Genomic DNA, 17,988 nt, shown 5'->3' with positions numbered 1-17,988 from the left:
CGTGGCTGGGTTTGACACGAGGGAAGTTGAAGCGGGTATCGCCGACACCCAGTTTGTCGGTAGCTTGTTGCACCTGGCAGCGGTGGAATCGACGAATACACTCGCTGTTGCAGCCGGACAGGCGGGGGCGCGGACCGGCGTATGGGTCGCAGACATGCAAACGGCCGGTCGTGGACGAGGTGGCCACAGCTGGCACTCGATTGCAGGAGACGGTCTGTACGTCAGCGTGCTTGTATCTCCGGCACTGCCGCTCACGAAGGCGTTGTGGATCTCCCTCGCTACCGGACTGGCGGCGAAAGACGCAATTGCAGCTACCACCGGGCTTAATATCGACATCCGATGGCCGAACGATCTTATGGTGCGAGAGCGAAAGTGCGGCGGGATCCTGGTCGAAACAGCGATAGCCCCGGCCAGTGCAGCTGCTGCGGACGCCACGCTGCGTTATGCCGTTATCGGGATCGGCATCAATCTCAATCACCAGTCTTTCCCGGAAGAAATCTCGCACCTCGCAACCTCGCTCCGTCTCGAGACCGGAGAGATGGTAAGACGAGAACCGTTGCTGATCCTCCTGCTGCGCTCGCTCGAAAGAGAGTTGCAGCGGCTGACAGACGATGAGGGGAACGATCTGCTCGCTCGCTTTACCGCTGCCTCAAGCTGGGCTGCCGGCAAACGAGTGCACGTCGAAGAGGCCGGCGGATATTCCGGCACCACAGCAGGGCTGGACAGTCGCGGATTCCTTCAAGTCCTCGGCGACGATGGTATCCGTCGCACTGTGCTCTCGGGCGGAGTTCGAGAGACGATCTAGAGTTGTAGTCGCTTGGGAATTTAACGTAGGCCCGGAAGCAGCCTCAGGACAGTTAGCATGCGAAATTATTTCAATTACTTTACCGAGATAGAAGAGCGATTCCAGCAGCGACGCGGATCACTGCTGATGCTGTCGACGCTCGATTGGGCACTGATCGAGACATGGCGCGAGGCAGGCATACCGCTGGAGACTGTACTTCGCGGAATCGACAACGCCTTCGATAAGCATGATGAGCGCACCCGGCGTTCCACAGGACGCATGCGCAAGGTCAATGGCCTGGGATGGTGCGCGCAGAGCGTAATGGAGGCCGTCGAGCAGGCGATGGAGGCAGCCATAGGGACTGCATCTGCAGGAGAGCCGGAGCAGCCGGTCGACAGCGGGTTCGAAAGCGAAAGAGTGGCAATTTATCTTGAACAGAATGCCACGATGCTGGAAGCAGCAAAGCTGAAGCCGCCTGCAGATGACGTCGGACGAGAGACTGCCGTGCGCCTGCGGGCATTGGCCGCCGGTCTACGCGTGGATCCCTCAATGCGACTCGAAGACCTCGATCGTACCCTGAGTGTGCTCGAAGAGAAGATCTTCGCCGGTCTACTCACGGCGGCCGATGAGGACGAACTGACTGGATTGCGTGAGCAGGCCTCGCGCGAGTTGGCGCCGTACAGGGGAAAGATGCAGGCCGTACAGATCAAGCAGATTCAGCAGCAGTTCCTGCAGAAGAAACTGCTTGAGGCTCGGAATCTGCCGCGACTGAGCCTCTTTTACATGTCTCTGGGGTGAGAGGGATCTGCAACTGATGAGATTGTCTATCGAAAAAGTGGTGTACGGCGGCTCCGGTATCGCACGGCAGGAGGGTCAAGCCAGCGCCGGAACTGTCTTCGTCCCATTCACGCTCCCCGGGGAAGAGATCGATGCTGACCTGATCAGCACAGATGGCAGCAGGATGGACGCCTCGGTCAAGGAGCTTATATCCGCCTCTTCTGATCGCGTCCTCCCACGCTGCATTCACTTTGGTGTGTGCGGCGGATGCCAGTTTCAGCACGCAAGCTACGACGCTCAGCTTTCGCTCAAGCGAGAGATCCTGCAGGAGACGTTGCAGCGCGCCGGATTGAGTTCGCTTCCCGAGATAGAGATCCATGCTGCTGAGCCATGGGAGTACAGAAACCGGATCCGCCTGCGTCTGCAGGAGTTCGACGGAAAACTACGCGCCGGCTACCTGAAACGCGGCTCGACGGAGTTTCTGCCCATCCAGATGTGCCCCATCGCCGCACCGATTCTGTGGCAGGCAGCAGAGATCCTGCTCGATGTCCTGGAAGCATTTCCGCAGTGGGCGAAGGCTACGCAGGAGATTGAGCTTTTTACCGCAGACGAAGAACAGAAGATTCAGCTTACGTTTTTTCTCAGCAGTATGCCTGCAAAAAACTTCGCTGAACTCTGCAATGCACTCCTGTTGCGTATACCCCAGCTTGCAGGGGCCGGAGCACAGGTAATAGAAACGCCAGGCAAAAGCCGAAGATTCCAACGCGCCATTCCCATTGAGAGCTGGGGTGCGGCAGGTTTGACCTACAACGTCGGCGAGGAAAGTTACTGGGTGGGCCGCGGAAGCTTCTTTCAGGTGAATCGGTTTCTCGTTTCCCGTCTTGTCCAACTCGCGACAGGGGGCCGTGGCGGCAGACTGGCCTGGGATCTGTACGCTGGTGTTGGCCTCTTTTCTCGAGTTCTGGCAAAGAACTTCGCAGAGGTCGTTGCGGTGGAGGTGGAAAAAGGAAACCTCGAAGCCAACTTTCGAGGGGAAGGACGCAGAGCGGTAGCTGCGACGACGCTTGAGTTCCTTCGGCAGGCCGTCCTCGAACGCGACCGCCCCGAGTTGATCGTCATGGATCCACCTCGCGCCGGAGTTGGTACAGAGGTCTGCAGCCTGATCGGCCGCTTGAAGACTCCAGAGGTCGTCTACGTCTCCTGTGATCCTGCAACGCTTAGTCGGGATCTCCGCGAGATGGTAGACTCCGGCTACAAGATGGATCAGTTGCATCTCGTCGATATGTTTCCTCAGACCTTCCACCAGGAGACTGTGACTGTGCTGCGGCGTTGATGCAGTCGTAATTACGACGGAACGTTCTGAGGGGCCCTGCAGAGATGGTCCAGGCCACAGAGAAGATTGAAAGACTGCAGCTGCGGCGAGCTCCGCTGTTAGCCGCCTCCTGCTGGTTCGCCCTGGGCTGCATCCTCGCACGCAACTGGCAGCCGCCTGTACTCCTTCTCATCGCGTTTGCGCTCCTGCTCGCGCTTACGCTGCTATCATTGCGCCGGGCTCTCCGGGTAGCGGCCGCGCCGGTGGCTGGCCTCTGGATTCTCACCGGAATGTGGTGCTGGCATATTCGACCCACGCCACAGGCGCAAAAAGACGTGTTGCATTACGCCGATGGACTGAGCCGTCAGATTCGCGGACATATCGTACGCGTGCATGCGCTGGCTCAACAGAAGAACACAGAGGGTCAGGACAAGGATTTCTCATCCTGGAACGAATCTGACACTCAAGCAGGTTCAGCTGTCTCTGTCGACATCGCTTTAGAGGCGATTGAACAAGTAACTCCGGATATCTCACGAATGGTTCCGGTAACAGGAGGCGTGCGTGCAACGGTGATTCTGCAGGGGGACATTCCTCCCCGGCTTTCGTGCGGAGAAGAAGTGGAGATGCCGCTCCGGCTGAGGATCCCGGAGAGATATCAAGACCCCGGGGCATGGCAGTATGCGGACTACCTTCTCTCGCAGGGCATCGCAGCTCATGGCAGCGTACGCTCACCAAGTATCCGTCTTCTCTCTTCAAACCCTGGAGATCTGCAATGCCGCTTGTATGCTGCGCAGGCATGGGGCTCTGACCGGATGCTGCGAGTCGTACACACAGCGGCGAATCTTCATCTGCCAACCGCTCTGAAGCTTACCGATCAGGATGCGGGGATGCTCAACGCGATGATCTTCGGCGATCGTACGCGATTGAGCCATACGCTTCGGGCAGGGTTTGAACGTACGGGATCATTTCATCTGTTTGTGGTGTCCGGGATCCATGTCGCACTTCTGGCTGGTCTTGTTTACTGGATGTTTCAACGCCTGCTTCGTCGCCGCTGGCTCGCAACAGGAGCGACGCTCCTGCTGATGACCTTGTATGCGCTCCTGACAGGATTCGGGGCTCCCGTGCAGCGCGCGCTTTTTATGACCACGGTTTTTCTTGTGGCCCGGCTGCTCTCTCGCGAAGGAAGCGTTCTCAATGCACTTGGCGCCGCCGCTCTTGCACAGCTGGTGTGGTCACCGTCCAGCCTCTTCGAGGCCAGCTTTCAGATGACTTTTCTCGCCATCGTAGCGATCACCGGGATTGCTGTTCCCTTGGGAGAACGGACCTTTCTTCCCTATCAGCGCGCATGCCGAAGATTAGACGAGTTATGGAGAGATCCCGTCCTTCTGCCACGGCTGGCGCAGTTTCGCGTGATGCTGCGGATGTGGAGCGAAGCTCTCGCAGGCGTGCTGGGAAGGTGGTCGCGAAACCTGCCGGGATACGGGACTCGTGCACTGCTCTTCGCTCTGGAGCTTGCGCTCGTCGGAGTCGTAGCAGAGATGGTGATGGCGCTTCCGATGGCCATCTACTTCCACCGTGCCACGCTGTTTGCACTTCCGACGAACATGCTGACCGTCCCTCTGATTAGCGTGCTCGTTCCAATGGCGATGCTCACATTTTGTGCTGCACTCGTTGGTTCATGGCTTGCCATCGTGCCTGCGGCAGCGACTGCTCTGTTCCTGCACGGGATTTTAGGAAGCATCGGATGGATCAGCCAGATGAGAACGGCAGACCTCCGGGTCCCGGCTCCCGCATGGTGGATTGATGTCCTGGCGATAGCAGTCTGGGCGTTCTGCTGCTGGGCGGTCAGGAGATCCCGGGGATACGCATTGGCTGCTGCCCTCGCGCTTCCTCTTGTCCTGGTTGCCGTCTTATGGCCTGAACCCGCACTCATATCGCGCAACGCTTTGGAAGTTACGGCGCTGGATGTCGGCCAGGGCGACTCACTCTTTGTCGTGGGTCCGGACGGCAGCACGATGCTGGTGGATGCAGGCGGCCCGGTTGGAAGAGTGAAGGAAATCTCCAACGCTGCGATGACGTTCGATGTGGGCGAAGAGGTGGTCTCTCCCTATCTCTGGTCTCGTCAGGTTCGCAGGCTGGATGTGCTGGTGCTAAGTCACGCGCACAGCGATCACATGGGCGGAATGCCCGCTGTCATGCGCAACTTCCGTCCTCGTGAGCTTTGGGTCTCGGTCGACACCTCATCGGAGGCTTATCGTACTCTGCTGGAGGAAGCCTCTTCGCTTGGAATCAAGATAAGGCATCTGCGCGCCGGAGGCCGCATCGACTGGGGAGGCGTGCAACTGAGCGTGCTGTCTCCGAAGGCCGGCTATGCGAATCCCGGAGAGCCCGCGAACGATGACTCGCTTGTCCTGCGACTGCAGTATGGCAGGTCGTCCGTTCTTCTGGAAGGCGATGCGGAGGCTCCCAGTGAGAACGCGATGCTGAGAGACGGTATCGCTCCTGTAACCCTGCTGAAGGTCGGCCATCACGGCAGCCTGACATCCACAACTCCTGCTTTTCTGGCCAGGCTGGCCCCAAAAGACGCCGTGATCTCTGTCGGCAGAGACAATACCTTCGGACATCCCAGACCGGAGGTGATCTCCAGAATCGCAGCAGGTGGAACCCGTTTGTTTCGAACGGATGAGTTCGGCCTAACCACCTTCCTGCTGGAACACGATGGCACGATCCGGAATGTCTGGACTCCTTACGGCGCCAATTACTGAGCCAGGTGACAACATTTTTACAAATGCAGCCTGCCTTTTCGTCATCCAAACAGACTAGATCCGTTGCTACAGCTCTGGGCCCTCGAAATTCATCTTCTAGAGGAGCGAGATATGACTTCACGAAAGAGACTGTGGGCAGGATCTCTCCTGTCCGTAGCATTGTGTATCGCGGCACCTGCATTCGCGGACACCATCAGCTATACAGCCCAGCTAAGCGGTCCGGGTGAGAACCCTCCAAATGCCTCTCCGGCAACCGGCACAGCATCCTTTCTGCTGACAGGCGACACCCTTCAGATTCACGTTACCTTCACTGGCCTGACTGGAGGCGCTGCGTCTGCAGCTCACATCCACTGCTGTGCCGAACCCGGAGTCAATGCGCCGGTATGGGTTCCATTCGCTAACTTTCCAAACACAACCGCAGGAACTTATGACGCGACCGTCGACCTGGCTACCTTTGCTTTCGGCGGAGGAGGCACAGAGGCGGCCCTGATCGCCGGAATGAACAACGGTACCGCCTACACGAACATACACAATGCTGTCTTTCCCGGAGGCGAGATCAGAGGGCAGATCATCCCCACTCCCGAGCCGGGAACATTTCTACTTCTCGGAACCGGAACGGTGGGATTGATCGCACTGCTTCGACGGCGTGTTGCACCTCGATCCAGCCTCTAGGTCGGAGGTTCCGCCGCTGAGTACCGGCCTCCAGCATCCAAATCTGCACACGGCGTCCTTTCAGGAGTACCGTGGGAGAAGCGGAGGCCAGAGCCGATGGAGAAAGAGCAGCCGAAGGAGACCGAGCAGGGTGTCGTCTCTTCAAAGACGAAGGAAGAGATCGAAGAACAGAAACTCATCCGAAGAATGCAGATGATGATGAACATGGTGATGCAGGTGATCGCACAGGACAGGAGCCTTTCGATCGAGGAGGCATCCCAGATGATTGCGGACTCGCGAAAGGCAGCTCTGTCCATGTTTCCCGGCAAAGAGCTTGCCTACGATCTGATATGGAGACCGAGATTTCAGCGTCTGATGCGCGAACGCTTTCGCATCATGTAAGTCCATGGGCAGATCGCCATGCGTGGCCTTGATAGGCTGGAAGCATGGAGATACGGCTGGCGGATGAGAACGATCTGGACGCCCTGATGGCGATCGTGCGGGGTGTTGTGCCCCTAATGCGAGCCGAAGGAAATCTTCAGTGGGGCGACGACTACCCTAACCAAACGATATTCCTGCAGGATATCGACCTGAGCCGGCTGTGGGTCGCAGTCATCGACGCCAAGGTTGCCGGGTCGATCGCCCTTACAACGGATGCGGAGCCTGATTACGAGCAGGCGAACTGGGATAACACTCTCCCCGCGGTCGTCATCCATCGGCTGGCAGTCGATCCCGCCCAACGAGGAGCGGGGGTAGCGAAGGCGCTCATGCTGCACGCAGAGGAGGTTGCCCTCGCCAAAGGGATATCCCTTATCCGCACGGATACGAACTCCGAAAACAAAGCGACTCAGAGACTCTTCCCCAGCATGGGATATCGGTTCGCAGGGGAGATTAGTCTGCGCGCTAGACCGGGCCTGAGATTCCTCTGTTACGAAAAACTTCTCTCGCGCCCCTGAACTTCATTGCTGCTGGCCCAGCGCCGCAATCTTCTGGCGAAGCCTCTTGTTCTCTTCCTGCGCTTCGACCAGCTGTTGCCGCAGCGGTGCGATCACCTTCGCGACCTGCTCTTCAGTAAATCGCGGAGTGATGTATTGCTGGCAGTTCCAGTCAAACGCCGCCACCCGGATCAGCACAACACGCTCGGTGAATCTCCGCTCTTCGGGCGAGGTGAGTTGATCGGTATAGGGCGCGGCTGCTTCTCCCTCGTACACGGCAGCGTGGCCCAGGATCTTAAGTCGTGTGCGCGATGGATAATCCATCAGAAACATTGCTACGCGATCATCGTGATCGAGATTGCCCATGCTGATGTACTGTCGATTGCCGCGATAATCCGCGAAGCCGATGGTGTGGTCGTCAAGGACACCCAGAAAGCCGGGTCTTCCTCCGCGATGTTGCATATACGGCCAGCCGGTCTCGCTTACCGTTGCGAGATAGAAAGAATCGCGCTCCGCAATGAAGGCTTTCTCGTACTCTGTCAGGACGCCACCCGGTGCTCCGATCTGCTCCATGCGCTCATACTGTGCGCGGCTTCCGTGCCGTATCTGCTGCTCTTTCACCAGCGGAGTGAATGCTATCTGCGCGAAGCCGCGGCTCATAGGAGGCTCCATTCTTGATCGGCCTCTATTGGATTCCGGGTTCCGTTCAATGATGCTAACTTTCGCTGCGCCGATACGCAGGGCCAAAGTCTCAGGCCATACCAGCACTGATAGCACGAACTAAACTCTCATCCAAAATAGAAAGAGGCCGCCCGAGAATCTCGGGCGGCCTCTTTCTTCGTGCTGCTTTTAGAACTCGACTCGCAGCGCCAACTGTACGGCTCGATTGATAGCTGAGTTGCCATCGACCGAAAGTACCCCGTAACTGCTCGAGTAGGCCGGGGCGTTCGACTGGCCCAACTGCGCCAGCGTAGGTCCTGACCAGTTCGAGAGCGGAGCATTCCCCGAACTGTATACAAAGTGGGTGTGGTTGGTGACGTTGAACATATCCGCCTGGAGCACCAGCTTGGTACCTTCGTGCGATCCAGTCGGAACTCCAAAGCTGCGACGCAGGCTGATGTCGAGCTTGTAGTTCGGCGGCTGGAAGAGACCCGGCAGCGCTGCCGTTCGGGCCAGCGTGCTGAACTGGTAAGCGGGCGTCGCCACGAAGGCCGTGGGATCCAGAACCTGAATCTTGCTCAGATTGGCTTGGGTAAATGGCAGCGTTACTGCCTTTTTCCCGTTGCCGATGTAGTTGGGATTCAGGACCGGCTCGCAGGCGCTCTGCGACGGATTGGTATTGCAGGAGTTCATGGTGACCGCAACCGGAGCACCCGAGTACGCCTGGAAGATCGTAGAGAACTTGTATCCCCCAAACAGAGCGCGGGTCAGGTAATGACTCCCGCCAAACTCCCCTTTGCCGAAAGGAAGATCGTAGGCACCGGTAATGACGAACTTGTGCCGCTGATCACCGAGGGAAAGGCTCTTATCGAGCGAACGTGCCCGATGGAACTGCCCGTCGGCCGCGAAGGCGGCGGGTATGTCATAGCCCGACCGGAAGGTTCCGTTATTGTCGATGTTGCGTGACCACGTGTAATTGACCATGAAGGTCAAGCCGTGTGACAGCCGCTGATTCATGTAGACCTGCAGCGCATGATAGCGGGTGTTGCCAACAAATCCGAAGGAGTCATTGACACCGCTGTACTGCGGGAACGGCTTCAGTAGCTGCGTGATGCTCGGATTACCTACGCCGCCAAACGTTGCGTAAGGAAGCGAGAAGCCCTGCTGCGCGATCGTAGCCTTGCCCGCCGTCGACGAGACTGAGTTGCCCAGTTGGTCGCGGAGGTACAGGTACTTCGGATCGAGCTGATTGGCCCACTTGCCGCGCCCGGTCAAACTGTCCGGAGTAAGGAAGTGTCCCTGTGATCCGACATAGCTCATGGTCAGAGTCATGTCGTTGGTTATCTGATGTTGGAAGCCGAAGCTCCAGGTGATGAACTGCGGTGCACGCCCGCCGTAGTAAGGGTCCGTGTAGGTGACGCTCTGCGCTCCGGCCGTGCTGTTGGTCGTGTAGTACGTTCCAAGTGCAGGGTCAAGCGTCGGCGGCTGCGTGTAGGCCGGATAAGGATTGTCGATGTTCCAGTATTGATTTCCCACCTGCCCCGGAGTCGGAGAGATAAATTGCGTAGAGGGAGATGTGCTGAATCCCTGCAGGCCTGATCCTTGGCGCGACTGCGCCGAACCACCCACGTTGTTTCCATGGGTGTAGATCACGCCCCAGCTTCCGCGCCACACCGTCTTTGGATCGCTCTGGAAGGCGAACCCGATGCGTGGACCGAGGTTCTTCATGTAGTCGTTGACAGGCTTGCTGCAGTTGCAACGGTCTGCCCCCGAACCGCCGAATGAGAGAGCGCCGGGGCTGCCCGTGAGAGGGTTCGTCTTGTTGGGATCGAAGTAGGAGAACCGGTCCTGGCTCTCCCGATATGAGGGGTAGTAGTCCCAGCGTAGGCCGATGTCGAGCGTCAGGCGCGAGGTCACCTTCCAGTTGTCTTGAATATATGGCGAAATCGGACGGAATCTTCCTCCCGTCTCAGGAACCGAAGAGAGTGTAAAGTTCGTTCCTCCGGTGACGGCTCCTACCAGAAAGCTCGCATATCCCTGGCCGCTATTGGGATTCAGCGTGGTGGTTCCCGCGTTATATCCCCCGGTTGCCGAGTTGCTGAAGCTGAGTTGCAGCGGATTCACACCGGTAGCATTGGGAGTGAAGTTGTACTGCAGCCAGGCAATCTGGCCACCCATCGTGAAGGTGTGTTTCCCTTTGCTCCACTCAACGTTATCGACCAGAACATATCCATTTGCCAGAGAGCGATTCGACGAATAGCCGGCCCAGCGGTTGATGTTGGTATTGCCGCTGAATGAGGTCGTCGGAAAGGAGTCTGACGTCTGCCCCGCAGGCAATCCCTGGAAGCCAAGCGCAGAAGCGCCGAAGTCGCCCCCGATATCCTGGTTGTAGCCCGGGCCGTCGTACCGTCCGTAGCCGTACTTCAGCTGGTTCACGATATGCGGTGTGATCGCATACGTGTGCTCGAAGAGAAAGACCTTGGTCTTGGGTGCAAACTGCTGGGACGAGATGTACGGTGGAGGCATTCCGTTGGTGTTGGAGCCTGAGCTTACGGAAACAGCCGCTGGCCCAGTCGTCGCCTGACGCCCCCAGGCCAGCACCGCCGAGAATGTCTGCTTGGAGTTGATCGTGTAGTCGATTCGATTGGTCGTCGTCCAGTTATTCAAACCGGTCGAGTAGTTCGTTACGTAGTTGTTGGCCAATTCGGAGTTGATGGGAGCAGGCAAAAAGCTCTGCATATTTCGCGCGACCGCCGAGATTCGCGAAGCCGGAATCACGTTATAGGTAGGCAGCCCATTCTTCAGCCCCCGGAAAGGCGCACGCGTGAACTGCTTTCCATCTGCGCTGACGACTGTCGTATTTGGATCGAAGAGAGCGGGAGTCGTCGTTCCAAACTGCTGCGTGAAATCTCCGTTGCGCATGTCGAGCGTTGGGATCGTCTGGCTCTGATTCGGGACCTGGCGCGAATAGCGATAGCCTTCGTAGCCGCCAAAGACGAACAGCTTGTTCTTGATCACCGGAAAGCCGACAAACAGTCCGTACTCATTCTGGTGCTCCACCGGTTTGGTGGGTTGGCCTGTCAGTGGGTTGTTGACCTTCGTGAACCCCCACGTGTCGAGTGCCGTATTGCGAAAGTAATCGTAGACCACGCCGTGAATGTTGTTGGTTCCGTTCTTAACGATGTAGTTCTGTACACCCAGGCCTTCGTAGACCGCAGAATATCCGACCGTCTGAACCTGGAACTGGTTGATGGCATCGACAGCCATCGAGGTCCAGACAAAGCGAGGATCCCCTTCGCCGGCGACCGAGGTAATCGGTACACCGTTGATGTAGATCGCCGATACCGCGCCGCGGCTGCCGCCACCGTTGACGATCCCCGCGTTGGTGGTCAGGTTGCCGTTGCTGACGTTTGCCGAAACACCAGGAAGCAGCGAGGCGAAATCGGTCGCCCGCCGCTGTCCACCGCCATCCTGGATGATAGGCAGTGCAGAGTACATCTCCTGCTCCATGGTCACGCCCAGGGTGGCATTTGAGGTCTCAAGCGGTGGGGGAGCAGCTGTAACCGTGACCGTCTCATTAACCTCACCGGTAGTGAGCGCAACGTCGACGGTGAACGTCTGCAGTGCATCGACGGTCACGTTCTCTTGGGTGAAGCTCTTAAAGCCGCCCATCGTGACGGCCAGGGTGTACTTCCCCGGATCCAGAGAGAACGTGTAATCGCCCGAACCAGTGGAGAGGGTCGTCTGCTTGGCTCCCGTTCCATTGTTGGTAATCACGACCTTCGCGCCCGGAACAGCCGCGCCGGTCATATCGGAGACTTTGCCGTTGATCGATCCCTTGCCAGCGAGCTGCGCCCTTACGGTCTGCCCCGCAAAAAGCACCGCCATCAGCACCACAAGAGAATAAACAAGAGAACCACGCCGACGGACCCCTGGCGCATCGCTATGGGTTTGCATTCTATGACCTCTCAAAAAACTGCTTCTAACTGGTCGCTTCCGCGTCTTTCGAAAACCCTGTGCGATGTTTTTGTGCGCGGTAAGGTCAGACCAATTATTTTAGTGTCGCTAAGAATCCACTTTTATCTCGACATCTGTCAAGCGCAATCGGCGGAAAATGTCACTGCTGGATTAGCTGCAAAAACTGGGCTACTTGGAGTTCGATGAGATCGTTGGACTTCCACGCCGGAAGACCTCCGTGATTTATTGGTTAGACCTTATCGGGAGCGAAATTTAAAGGGATCGACATCTCGTAGAGAAAGCCGCATGATCAGGCAGACGCGCGCTTCCGCACGGGTGCTCTGGCGATTAGGGAAGCAGAGTCCTAGCAGATGAAGATCTCGAGGTCGAAAGGATGCGCCATAGAGCGGTTCCGACGGGCGGAAGACATGCCACCAGCCAGAACGTCAGCACGTACTGCCGGTGATCGAAGAGATGTCCAAGCACCGGCATCAGCAGCCCCGTCACAAGTGCCCAGGCCGAGATGGAGAAGCCAGCGAGAAATGCGGAGTGCTCTTTAGGCAGCACTGCCATTCCGTCAGCAAGCGCGAATACCACGAACCCTCCGGCCACGAACATCTGCAGGAAGAACAGAACCATGGTGGCTGTAACGGGAAGCCGGGTTTGAGCAGCCAACGGCGCCAGCATAATCAGAAATCCAGCAGCAGACAGCGCAAGGAAGACATCGCCCGGCCTCCTCGATCGGCCGTCCTCCAGGTCAGTACGGCGTCTGCGATCTGCCAATCTTCCAAAGACAAGGTAGCCTGCCTCCCAACCTGCGGGAGGCAACCAGAGCAGGTGCCCCAGCGAAGCCTGGCTCAGATGCATCACGCGAGTAAGGTACAGCGGCGCAGCATAGAGTCCGAAAGCCAATGGAGCCGCCCCCAGGCCATATGCCGCTGCAGCCGCAAACAGGTTGCGGTTCCAGCGAGAGCCACTCGCACTGGGGAGTTCCCTTGTCCTCAAAGCCTCATTTGCTGGGGCGGCATACCAACCGCAGACCCGCAGCACGCACCACAGACCGATCCACAAGACGCCGAGTAACGCCGTCACTCCAAACGCGGCGCGCCATCCCCAGCGAATCGCAACCGGTGTAATCAGCAATGGCGTGACCGCAGCGCCGAGCGAGCTTCCGCTGTAAGCAATCCCCAGCCCGAAGGAACGCTTCTCCTCCGGCAGTGTCTCGGTCACTGTCTTCAGGCCCGCCGGAAAGGTCGCTCCCTCGCCGAAGCCAAGCACACCCCGCGCGAAGCACATCCCTGCGAAGCCCATCATCAGCCCATGACTCCCCGAAGCAATCGACCATATCGCCACCGCAATGATCGTAATGATCCAGAGGCCCGCGCGGTCCATCCAGAGACCCCAGATGGGGTTCGCCACCATATAGCTGAGGCTGAAGACCAGGATGGCGTAGCCGTACTGGGTTGCCGACAGATGAAGTGCTGCCAGAATTGTGGGGCTCAGAATCGCGAGCACGCTACGATCCACATAGCTCAGCAGGCCCAGCAGTGTCATCGACAAAGCTGGAGCCCACTGCCGAACCATGGAAGCTCGCCGCGTGCTCGCTTCAACCGAGGTCGTCACTGTTTGCGCTGACTCGCCAGCCACTGCTCAAGGCGCGGCTCCTGTGTAGAACGCACGCGGACGCAATCGTCGATATTGTCCAGCGTCTTAGCCAAAGTCCGTTCCGCGGCATCGACCTTGTGGGTCTGGAAGAAGCTGGAGACCTCATTGCGCTTCTCTACCGAACAGAAGGTTCCCGCTGCCGCTACGACGCGCGAACCTGAGTTGGTCGTGAACTGCGCATGCACCTTCGGCCAATGCTGCTGGATGTATTCCCACGTCGTCTCGCGAGTATCGCGGGACGACAGCAGGATGGCCATCGGGATCCAGCTGTCCTGATTCCTCACCTCGCCTGAAACCACATAGTCGAGCGTGCGCCGCACCAGTTGCGGATCGCTGAACAAGGCCAGGGTCCGCAGAGCCTCCGACTGCAACCCGGGATCACTGCCATCTTTACTTGCCGCCAGGACCTTGTCATACAGCGAAGCATCTCCGTGCTCTGCCGTCACGGAGATCGCAGCTTGCGTCAGAATCGGATCGAGTCCTTTGCTCTTGCGCGCGCCGGGCCCGTAGGCTTGTTCTGTGATGTCCTTAGCCTCTGCCAGCACAGCGAGATCCTTGGCATCGCCAAGAATCTCCATCAGCTCCGCTCGTAGCAGCTGACGATCGTAGGAATCGCTCTTGTTTGGGTGACCCAACGAAGCATAAATTGGGCTGAACTCACGCCGGATCACCTCAGCGAGCTGTGTGCGGTCCTCGTCCGTCGCGATGCGAGCATCGATCGACTTCACCTTGTCCAGCGAACTCTCCATCACCAGCCCGTTGGGATCTTTTTTCAATGCCAGCACTAGATTCAGGAAGCCGCTGACATCGGCCTGTCCCGAGCGAACCAGCGCCCATCGATCGCCGAGCAGCCCAATCCGTTCCTGCGGATTCAGCTTCGTTTCAGCAGCCGCCACAATTGCGTCCAGTTGAGATGCCGTATAGCTCGTCCGGTAGTATCCCTTCGCATTGGCGTTCGCGTAGAAGAAACTTCCCGCGGCAGTGGATGGCAGCGGAACCGCGGCATCGTTCGGCGTTATCAGGTGGCATTCAGGCTTGGCCGACGTCTTGATGCAAACCGGAAGTGTCCAGCGTTGTGAAGGGTCAGCAGCCGCCCCAGATAGGAAGAACCGGCTCTGAGCTACGGGAACCTGTCCCGCCTTGTCTTGCGAAAAGCTCAACAAAGGTACACCCGGCTGGGTGACAAAGCTCTGCATGATCTTGTCCACCGGCTGGTGCGACGTTGCTGTCTGCGCGTTCCAGAAGTCTTCCGCGGTCGCATTCGCATAGAGATGCGCAGCCAGATAGTTATGAACTCCCTGGCGGAAGGTCTCCTCGCCCAGATAGTTCTCCAGCATGCCCAGAACCGCGCCGGCCTTGCCGTAGGCGATCCCGTCGAACATCTCATTGATCTCCCCCGGCGTCTCTGCCTTCGCCCGGATCGTGCGTGTCGTCTTCTGAGAGTCGAGATTCAACGTCGTATCCAGGTCGCGAGCATCGTCCTGCGGGAAGTTCCACTCGGGCTTCCATTTGGCAACCGGCTTCGATTCCATCCAGGTCGCGAAACCTTCGTTCAGCCAGATATTGTCCCACCACTGCATGGTCACCATGTCGCCGAACCACTGGTGTGCCATCTCATGAGCGACAACGATCGCGACACGCTTCTTCGCCGGAATCGCGCCGGACTTCTCATCGACCAGAAGATCGGTCTCACGATAGGTGATGCATCCAAAGTTCTCCATGGCGCCTGCCTCGAAGTCCGGCAGCGCCACCATGTCCAACTTCGGCATGGGATATTTGATCCCGAAATATTTGTCGTAATAGGGCAGAATGTACGCTGCGCTCTCCACCGCGAACTTCGTCATCGCGACCTTGTCAGGAGTTGCGCAGGCGCGAATCGGCACACCGTCAGCCTTGCCGCTTGTGCATTGGAAGTCGCCTACGAGGAACGCAACGAGATAGGTGGACATCTTCGGAGTCGTCGCAAACTTCACCGTGTGTTTTCCCGCCAACGGGCCGGCAGTATCCGAAACGATCTGCGTGTTCGAGATTGCAGTGTCGCGGGAGTCGATCACCAGCGTTATGTCGTAGGTTGCTTTCAGCGCCGGTTCATCGAAGCTCGGAAAGGCTCGGCGCGCATCCGTCGGCTCAAACTGAGTGACCGCATAGTTCCGGGATTTGGTCTTCGATAGGTAAAACCCGCGCAGCTTGTCGTTGAGAATTCCGCTATAGCTGATTGCAAGCGTCGTCTTACCCGCGGGAAGCTCGTGCGCGAAGGTGAAGGTCGCCTGCTCCTTGGCCGTATTCACCGAAACCTCAGCCGTCTGGGAGGCTGCCTTGACCGAAAGGAACTTGATCTCAGCTGCATTCAGCGTCACTGTTCTGGTCGGCGCATCCAGCACAACGTCGATCGTCTCTTCTCCCTGAAAAGTCGCCGCGTTCAGATCCGGCGTCAGTACCAGGGAGTAGTGTTCAGGATGTGCGCCGCCCGGAAGGCGCTGCGCATGGAGCCCTGAAACAAAAAGAGGAAAAAACAAAAGAACGGCGAGGAGGCGGCGGCAAACAGCAAAAGAGTACATATTCCTTTAAGAATACCCAAAAGCCTCGCCAACCTGCCGGTTCGTGACGAGATGCTACGCAGCTATTTAACCGAGGCAGCTCGTTCAGAACCGCTGCCCAGCTCTGCCGCACGAGCTTCGGCATAGCCCGCGGCTCCCAGCAGAGCACAGGTATCGTCGAGGATGATTCGTACCGGGATCGACTGCAGCAGCGCCGACATGCGTCCCTTATCGAGGAACGCCTGCATGAAGAAGCCGTTTTGCATCGTCTTCAGTCTCTTCGGCGCAATCCCTCCGCCCAGGTAAATGCCGCCCGTGGCAAGCACCTTGAGGGCAAGATTGCCGGCCTCTGCGCCGTATGCCGAAGCGAAGATCTTCATCGTCTCGAAGCAGATCGAACTTGATCCATCCTCAGCACACTCTCCGATCACAACGTTCGGATCCTCTGTCTTCATCCGTTCGCATAACCAGTTGGGCTGATCGAGCTTCTCTACATCGCGCAAGAAGCTGTAGATATTCCCTAACCCAAGCCCGGAGACGACGCGCTCAAAGCTGACCCGGCCCTTCAGCGTGCTGAGCAGATATTCCAGGAGCGCTACTTCACGAGCCGATCGCGGAGCAAAATCGCAGTGTCCGCCTTCTGAAGGAATCGGGCTGTGCTTTCTCCCGTTCCAGATCAGCAGAGCCTCACCCAGCCCTGTACCTGCCGACACCAGCCCGCGATGTCCTGTAGCTTCAGGATCGCCGGCGCTCAGAGTATGTATCTGGTCGGGAGCGAGCTCTGGAATGCCATAGCCGTTTGCCTCAAGGTCGTTGATGAGAAAGACGTGCTTGATCGACAGCGAGCGCGAGAGATCACGCGCATCGAGTGTCCAGGGAAGATTTGTCAGCTTCAACCTGCCATCCCGGACCGGTCCCGGACACCCGAAGCACGCAGCCAGAATCTGGTCCCGTTTGGTCGGGGGATGTTGTGCGTCACCCGCCAAAAACATGTTGATGACGTCGTCGAGCGAAGCGAAGTGGCCTGCAGGGTACTTCTCATCGCGAAGAGGATGGAGCCGGCCATTTTCGAAGTCATACAGTGCAAGGTGGACCTTCGTACCGCCAACATCACCAGCAAGAATCATCTAGTTCAACTCCAGAGTTCCGATACCGTTCGATGGCTCCGGCAGCTTGGCGGCCGCGGCAGCATCCAGCAAGAGCGTTAGTTTTCCGCTTGCTGGACGGATAATCTGCGAAGGATACGTATCCGGCTGGTAGGGACCCTGCAGCACCTCATGCAGCACATTTGCTTTGCCCGTGCCTTCAATCAGAAAGGCTACTTCCCTGCCCTGATTGATCACCGGCCAGGTCAGCGTGATGCGCCAGGTGTCCTTCTGCGGTACATGATTGGCCACAACGATATGGCTCATCTCATTAATGGCCTCTGTGTGCGGGAAGAGCGATGCGGTATGCCCATCGTCTCCCATACCCAGCAGGATCAGATCGAACGTAGGGGTCTCTGCGCCTTCCAACTTGAAGCTGTTACGAATCGTTGCCTCATAACGTGCTGCTGCCTCTTCCGGAGGCAGTTCACCCTCCATCCGGTGGATCCGATCTGCGGACAGAGGAACCTTCGAAAGCAGAGCCTCGCGAGTCATCCTGTAGTTGGATTCGGCATCGTCCGGGCCAACACAACGCTCGTCCACCCAGAAGAGCTCCAGCTTGTCCCATGGGATTTCATTTACGAAGGGCTGAGCAGGGTCCGCTAAGAGAGCAAACATAGCCTTCGGGGTGGTTCCTCCCGAGATCGCAACCCGCGCAGTACCGCGAGCCGTCGCGGCAGAGACCATGGACGAGGTGAAGAGTTCAGCTGCGGCCTTCGCAACCTCGGCCGGACTAGAGAAGACACGATACGTAATAACGACAGGACGGGGCATATTTTGTATTTGAGATGCGGTTGGAT

The 17,988-nt window shown here is 58.0% G+C and carries 13 protein-coding genes; 7 read left to right on the top strand and 6 right to left on the bottom strand.

Going from position 1 to position 17,988, the window contains the following annotated elements; all coding sequences use genetic code 11:
- The first annotated feature begins 1 nt into the window (after nt 1).
- The 7 genes from JAO29_RS04980 to JAO29_RS04950 all read left to right on the top strand — a co-directional run bounded on the left by JAO29_RS04980 (nt 2) and on the right by JAO29_RS04950 (nt 7,245).
- Nucleotides 2-805 (top strand): biotin--[acetyl-CoA-carboxylase] ligase, encoded by an 804-nt coding sequence (locus JAO29_RS04980; protein ID WP_334267081.1) that lies wholly within the window; start codon nt 2-4, stop codon nt 803-805.
- A gap of 57 nt (nt 806-862) precedes the next feature.
- The gene (locus tag JAO29_RS04975; protein ID WP_334267080.1) at nt 863-1,582 is read left to right on the top strand and encodes a hypothetical protein; all 720 of its coding nucleotides are present in this window, start codon (nt 863-865) and stop codon (nt 1,580-1,582) included.
- Nucleotides 1,583-1,598: 16 nt separating this feature from the next.
- Nucleotides 1,599-2,894, top strand: a complete 1,296-nt coding sequence (gene rlmD / locus JAO29_RS04970) for a 23S rRNA (uracil(1939)-C(5))-methyltransferase RlmD (RefSeq protein WP_334267079.1) — start codon at nt 1,599-1,601, stop codon at nt 2,892-2,894.
- 44 nt (nt 2,895-2,938) lie between these two features.
- Nucleotides 2,939-5,638, top strand: coding sequence for a ComEC/Rec2 family competence protein (locus tag JAO29_RS04965; RefSeq protein WP_334267078.1), 2,700 nt, complete (start codon nt 2,939-2,941; stop codon nt 5,636-5,638).
- A 111-nt stretch (nt 5,639-5,749) separates the two neighbouring features.
- Nucleotides 5,750-6,310: a CHRD domain-containing protein gene (locus JAO29_RS04960; RefSeq protein ID WP_334267077.1), complete on the top strand. Its 561-nt coding sequence runs from the start codon at nt 5,750-5,752 to the stop codon at nt 6,308-6,310.
- 96 nt (nt 6,311-6,406) lie between these two features.
- Nucleotides 6,407-6,691: a hypothetical protein gene (locus tag JAO29_RS04955; protein WP_334267076.1), complete on the top strand. Its 285-nt coding sequence runs from the start codon at nt 6,407-6,409 to the stop codon at nt 6,689-6,691.
- Nucleotides 6,692-6,735: 44 nt separating this feature from the next.
- Nucleotides 6,736-7,245 carry a GNAT family N-acetyltransferase gene (locus JAO29_RS04950; RefSeq protein ID WP_334267075.1) on the top strand — a complete coding sequence of 170 codons (510 nt, stop codon included), beginning with the start codon at nt 6,736-6,738 and terminating at the stop codon, nt 7,243-7,245.
- Nucleotides 7,246-7,248: 3 nt separating this feature from the next.
- Here the strand turns inward: JAO29_RS04950 and JAO29_RS04945 are convergent, their stop codons facing one another.
- The 6 genes from JAO29_RS04945 to pgl form a co-directional block, all read right to left on the bottom strand.
- Nucleotides 7,249-7,884, bottom strand: a complete 636-nt coding sequence (locus JAO29_RS04945) for a pyridoxamine 5'-phosphate oxidase family protein (RefSeq protein ID WP_334267074.1) — start codon at nt 7,882-7,884, stop codon at nt 7,249-7,251.
- Between the two features lie 189 nt (nt 7,885-8,073).
- The gene (locus JAO29_RS04940; RefSeq protein WP_334267073.1) at nt 8,074-11,841 is read right to left on the bottom strand and encodes a TonB-dependent receptor; all 3,768 of its coding nucleotides are present in this window, start codon (nt 11,839-11,841) and stop codon (nt 8,074-8,076) included.
- Between the two features lie 348 nt (nt 11,842-12,189).
- Nucleotides 12,190-13,488 carry an MFS transporter gene (locus JAO29_RS04935; protein WP_334267072.1) on the bottom strand — a complete coding sequence of 433 codons (1,299 nt, stop codon included), beginning with the start codon at nt 13,486-13,488 and terminating at the stop codon, nt 12,190-12,192.
- Nucleotides 13,461-16,064, bottom strand: coding sequence for a M1 family metallopeptidase (locus JAO29_RS04930; protein WP_334267071.1), 2,604 nt, complete (start codon nt 16,062-16,064; stop codon nt 13,461-13,463). The genes JAO29_RS04935 and JAO29_RS04930 overlap by 28 nt, the downstream gene beginning before the upstream one ends.
- A gap of 62 nt (nt 16,065-16,126) precedes the next feature.
- A complete protein-coding gene (glk, locus tag JAO29_RS04925; RefSeq protein WP_334267070.1) occupies nt 16,127-17,170 on the bottom strand; it encodes a glucokinase in 1,044 nt (347 codons plus the stop codon).
- Nucleotides 17,171-17,962 (bottom strand): 6-phosphogluconolactonase, encoded by a 792-nt coding sequence (gene pgl / locus JAO29_RS04920; protein WP_334267069.1) that lies wholly within the window; start codon nt 17,960-17,962, stop codon nt 17,171-17,173. It abuts the gene before it with no gap.
- Nucleotides 17,963-17,988 lie beyond the last annotated feature (26 nt).

It is taken from the genome of Edaphobacter sp. HDX4, assembly GCF_036877565.1.
GTDB lineage: Bacteria > Acidobacteriota > Terriglobia > Terriglobales > Acidobacteriaceae > Edaphobacter.
Note: the sequence above shows the minus strand (reverse complement) of the source record. Positions and strands in the feature narration are given on the sequence as shown.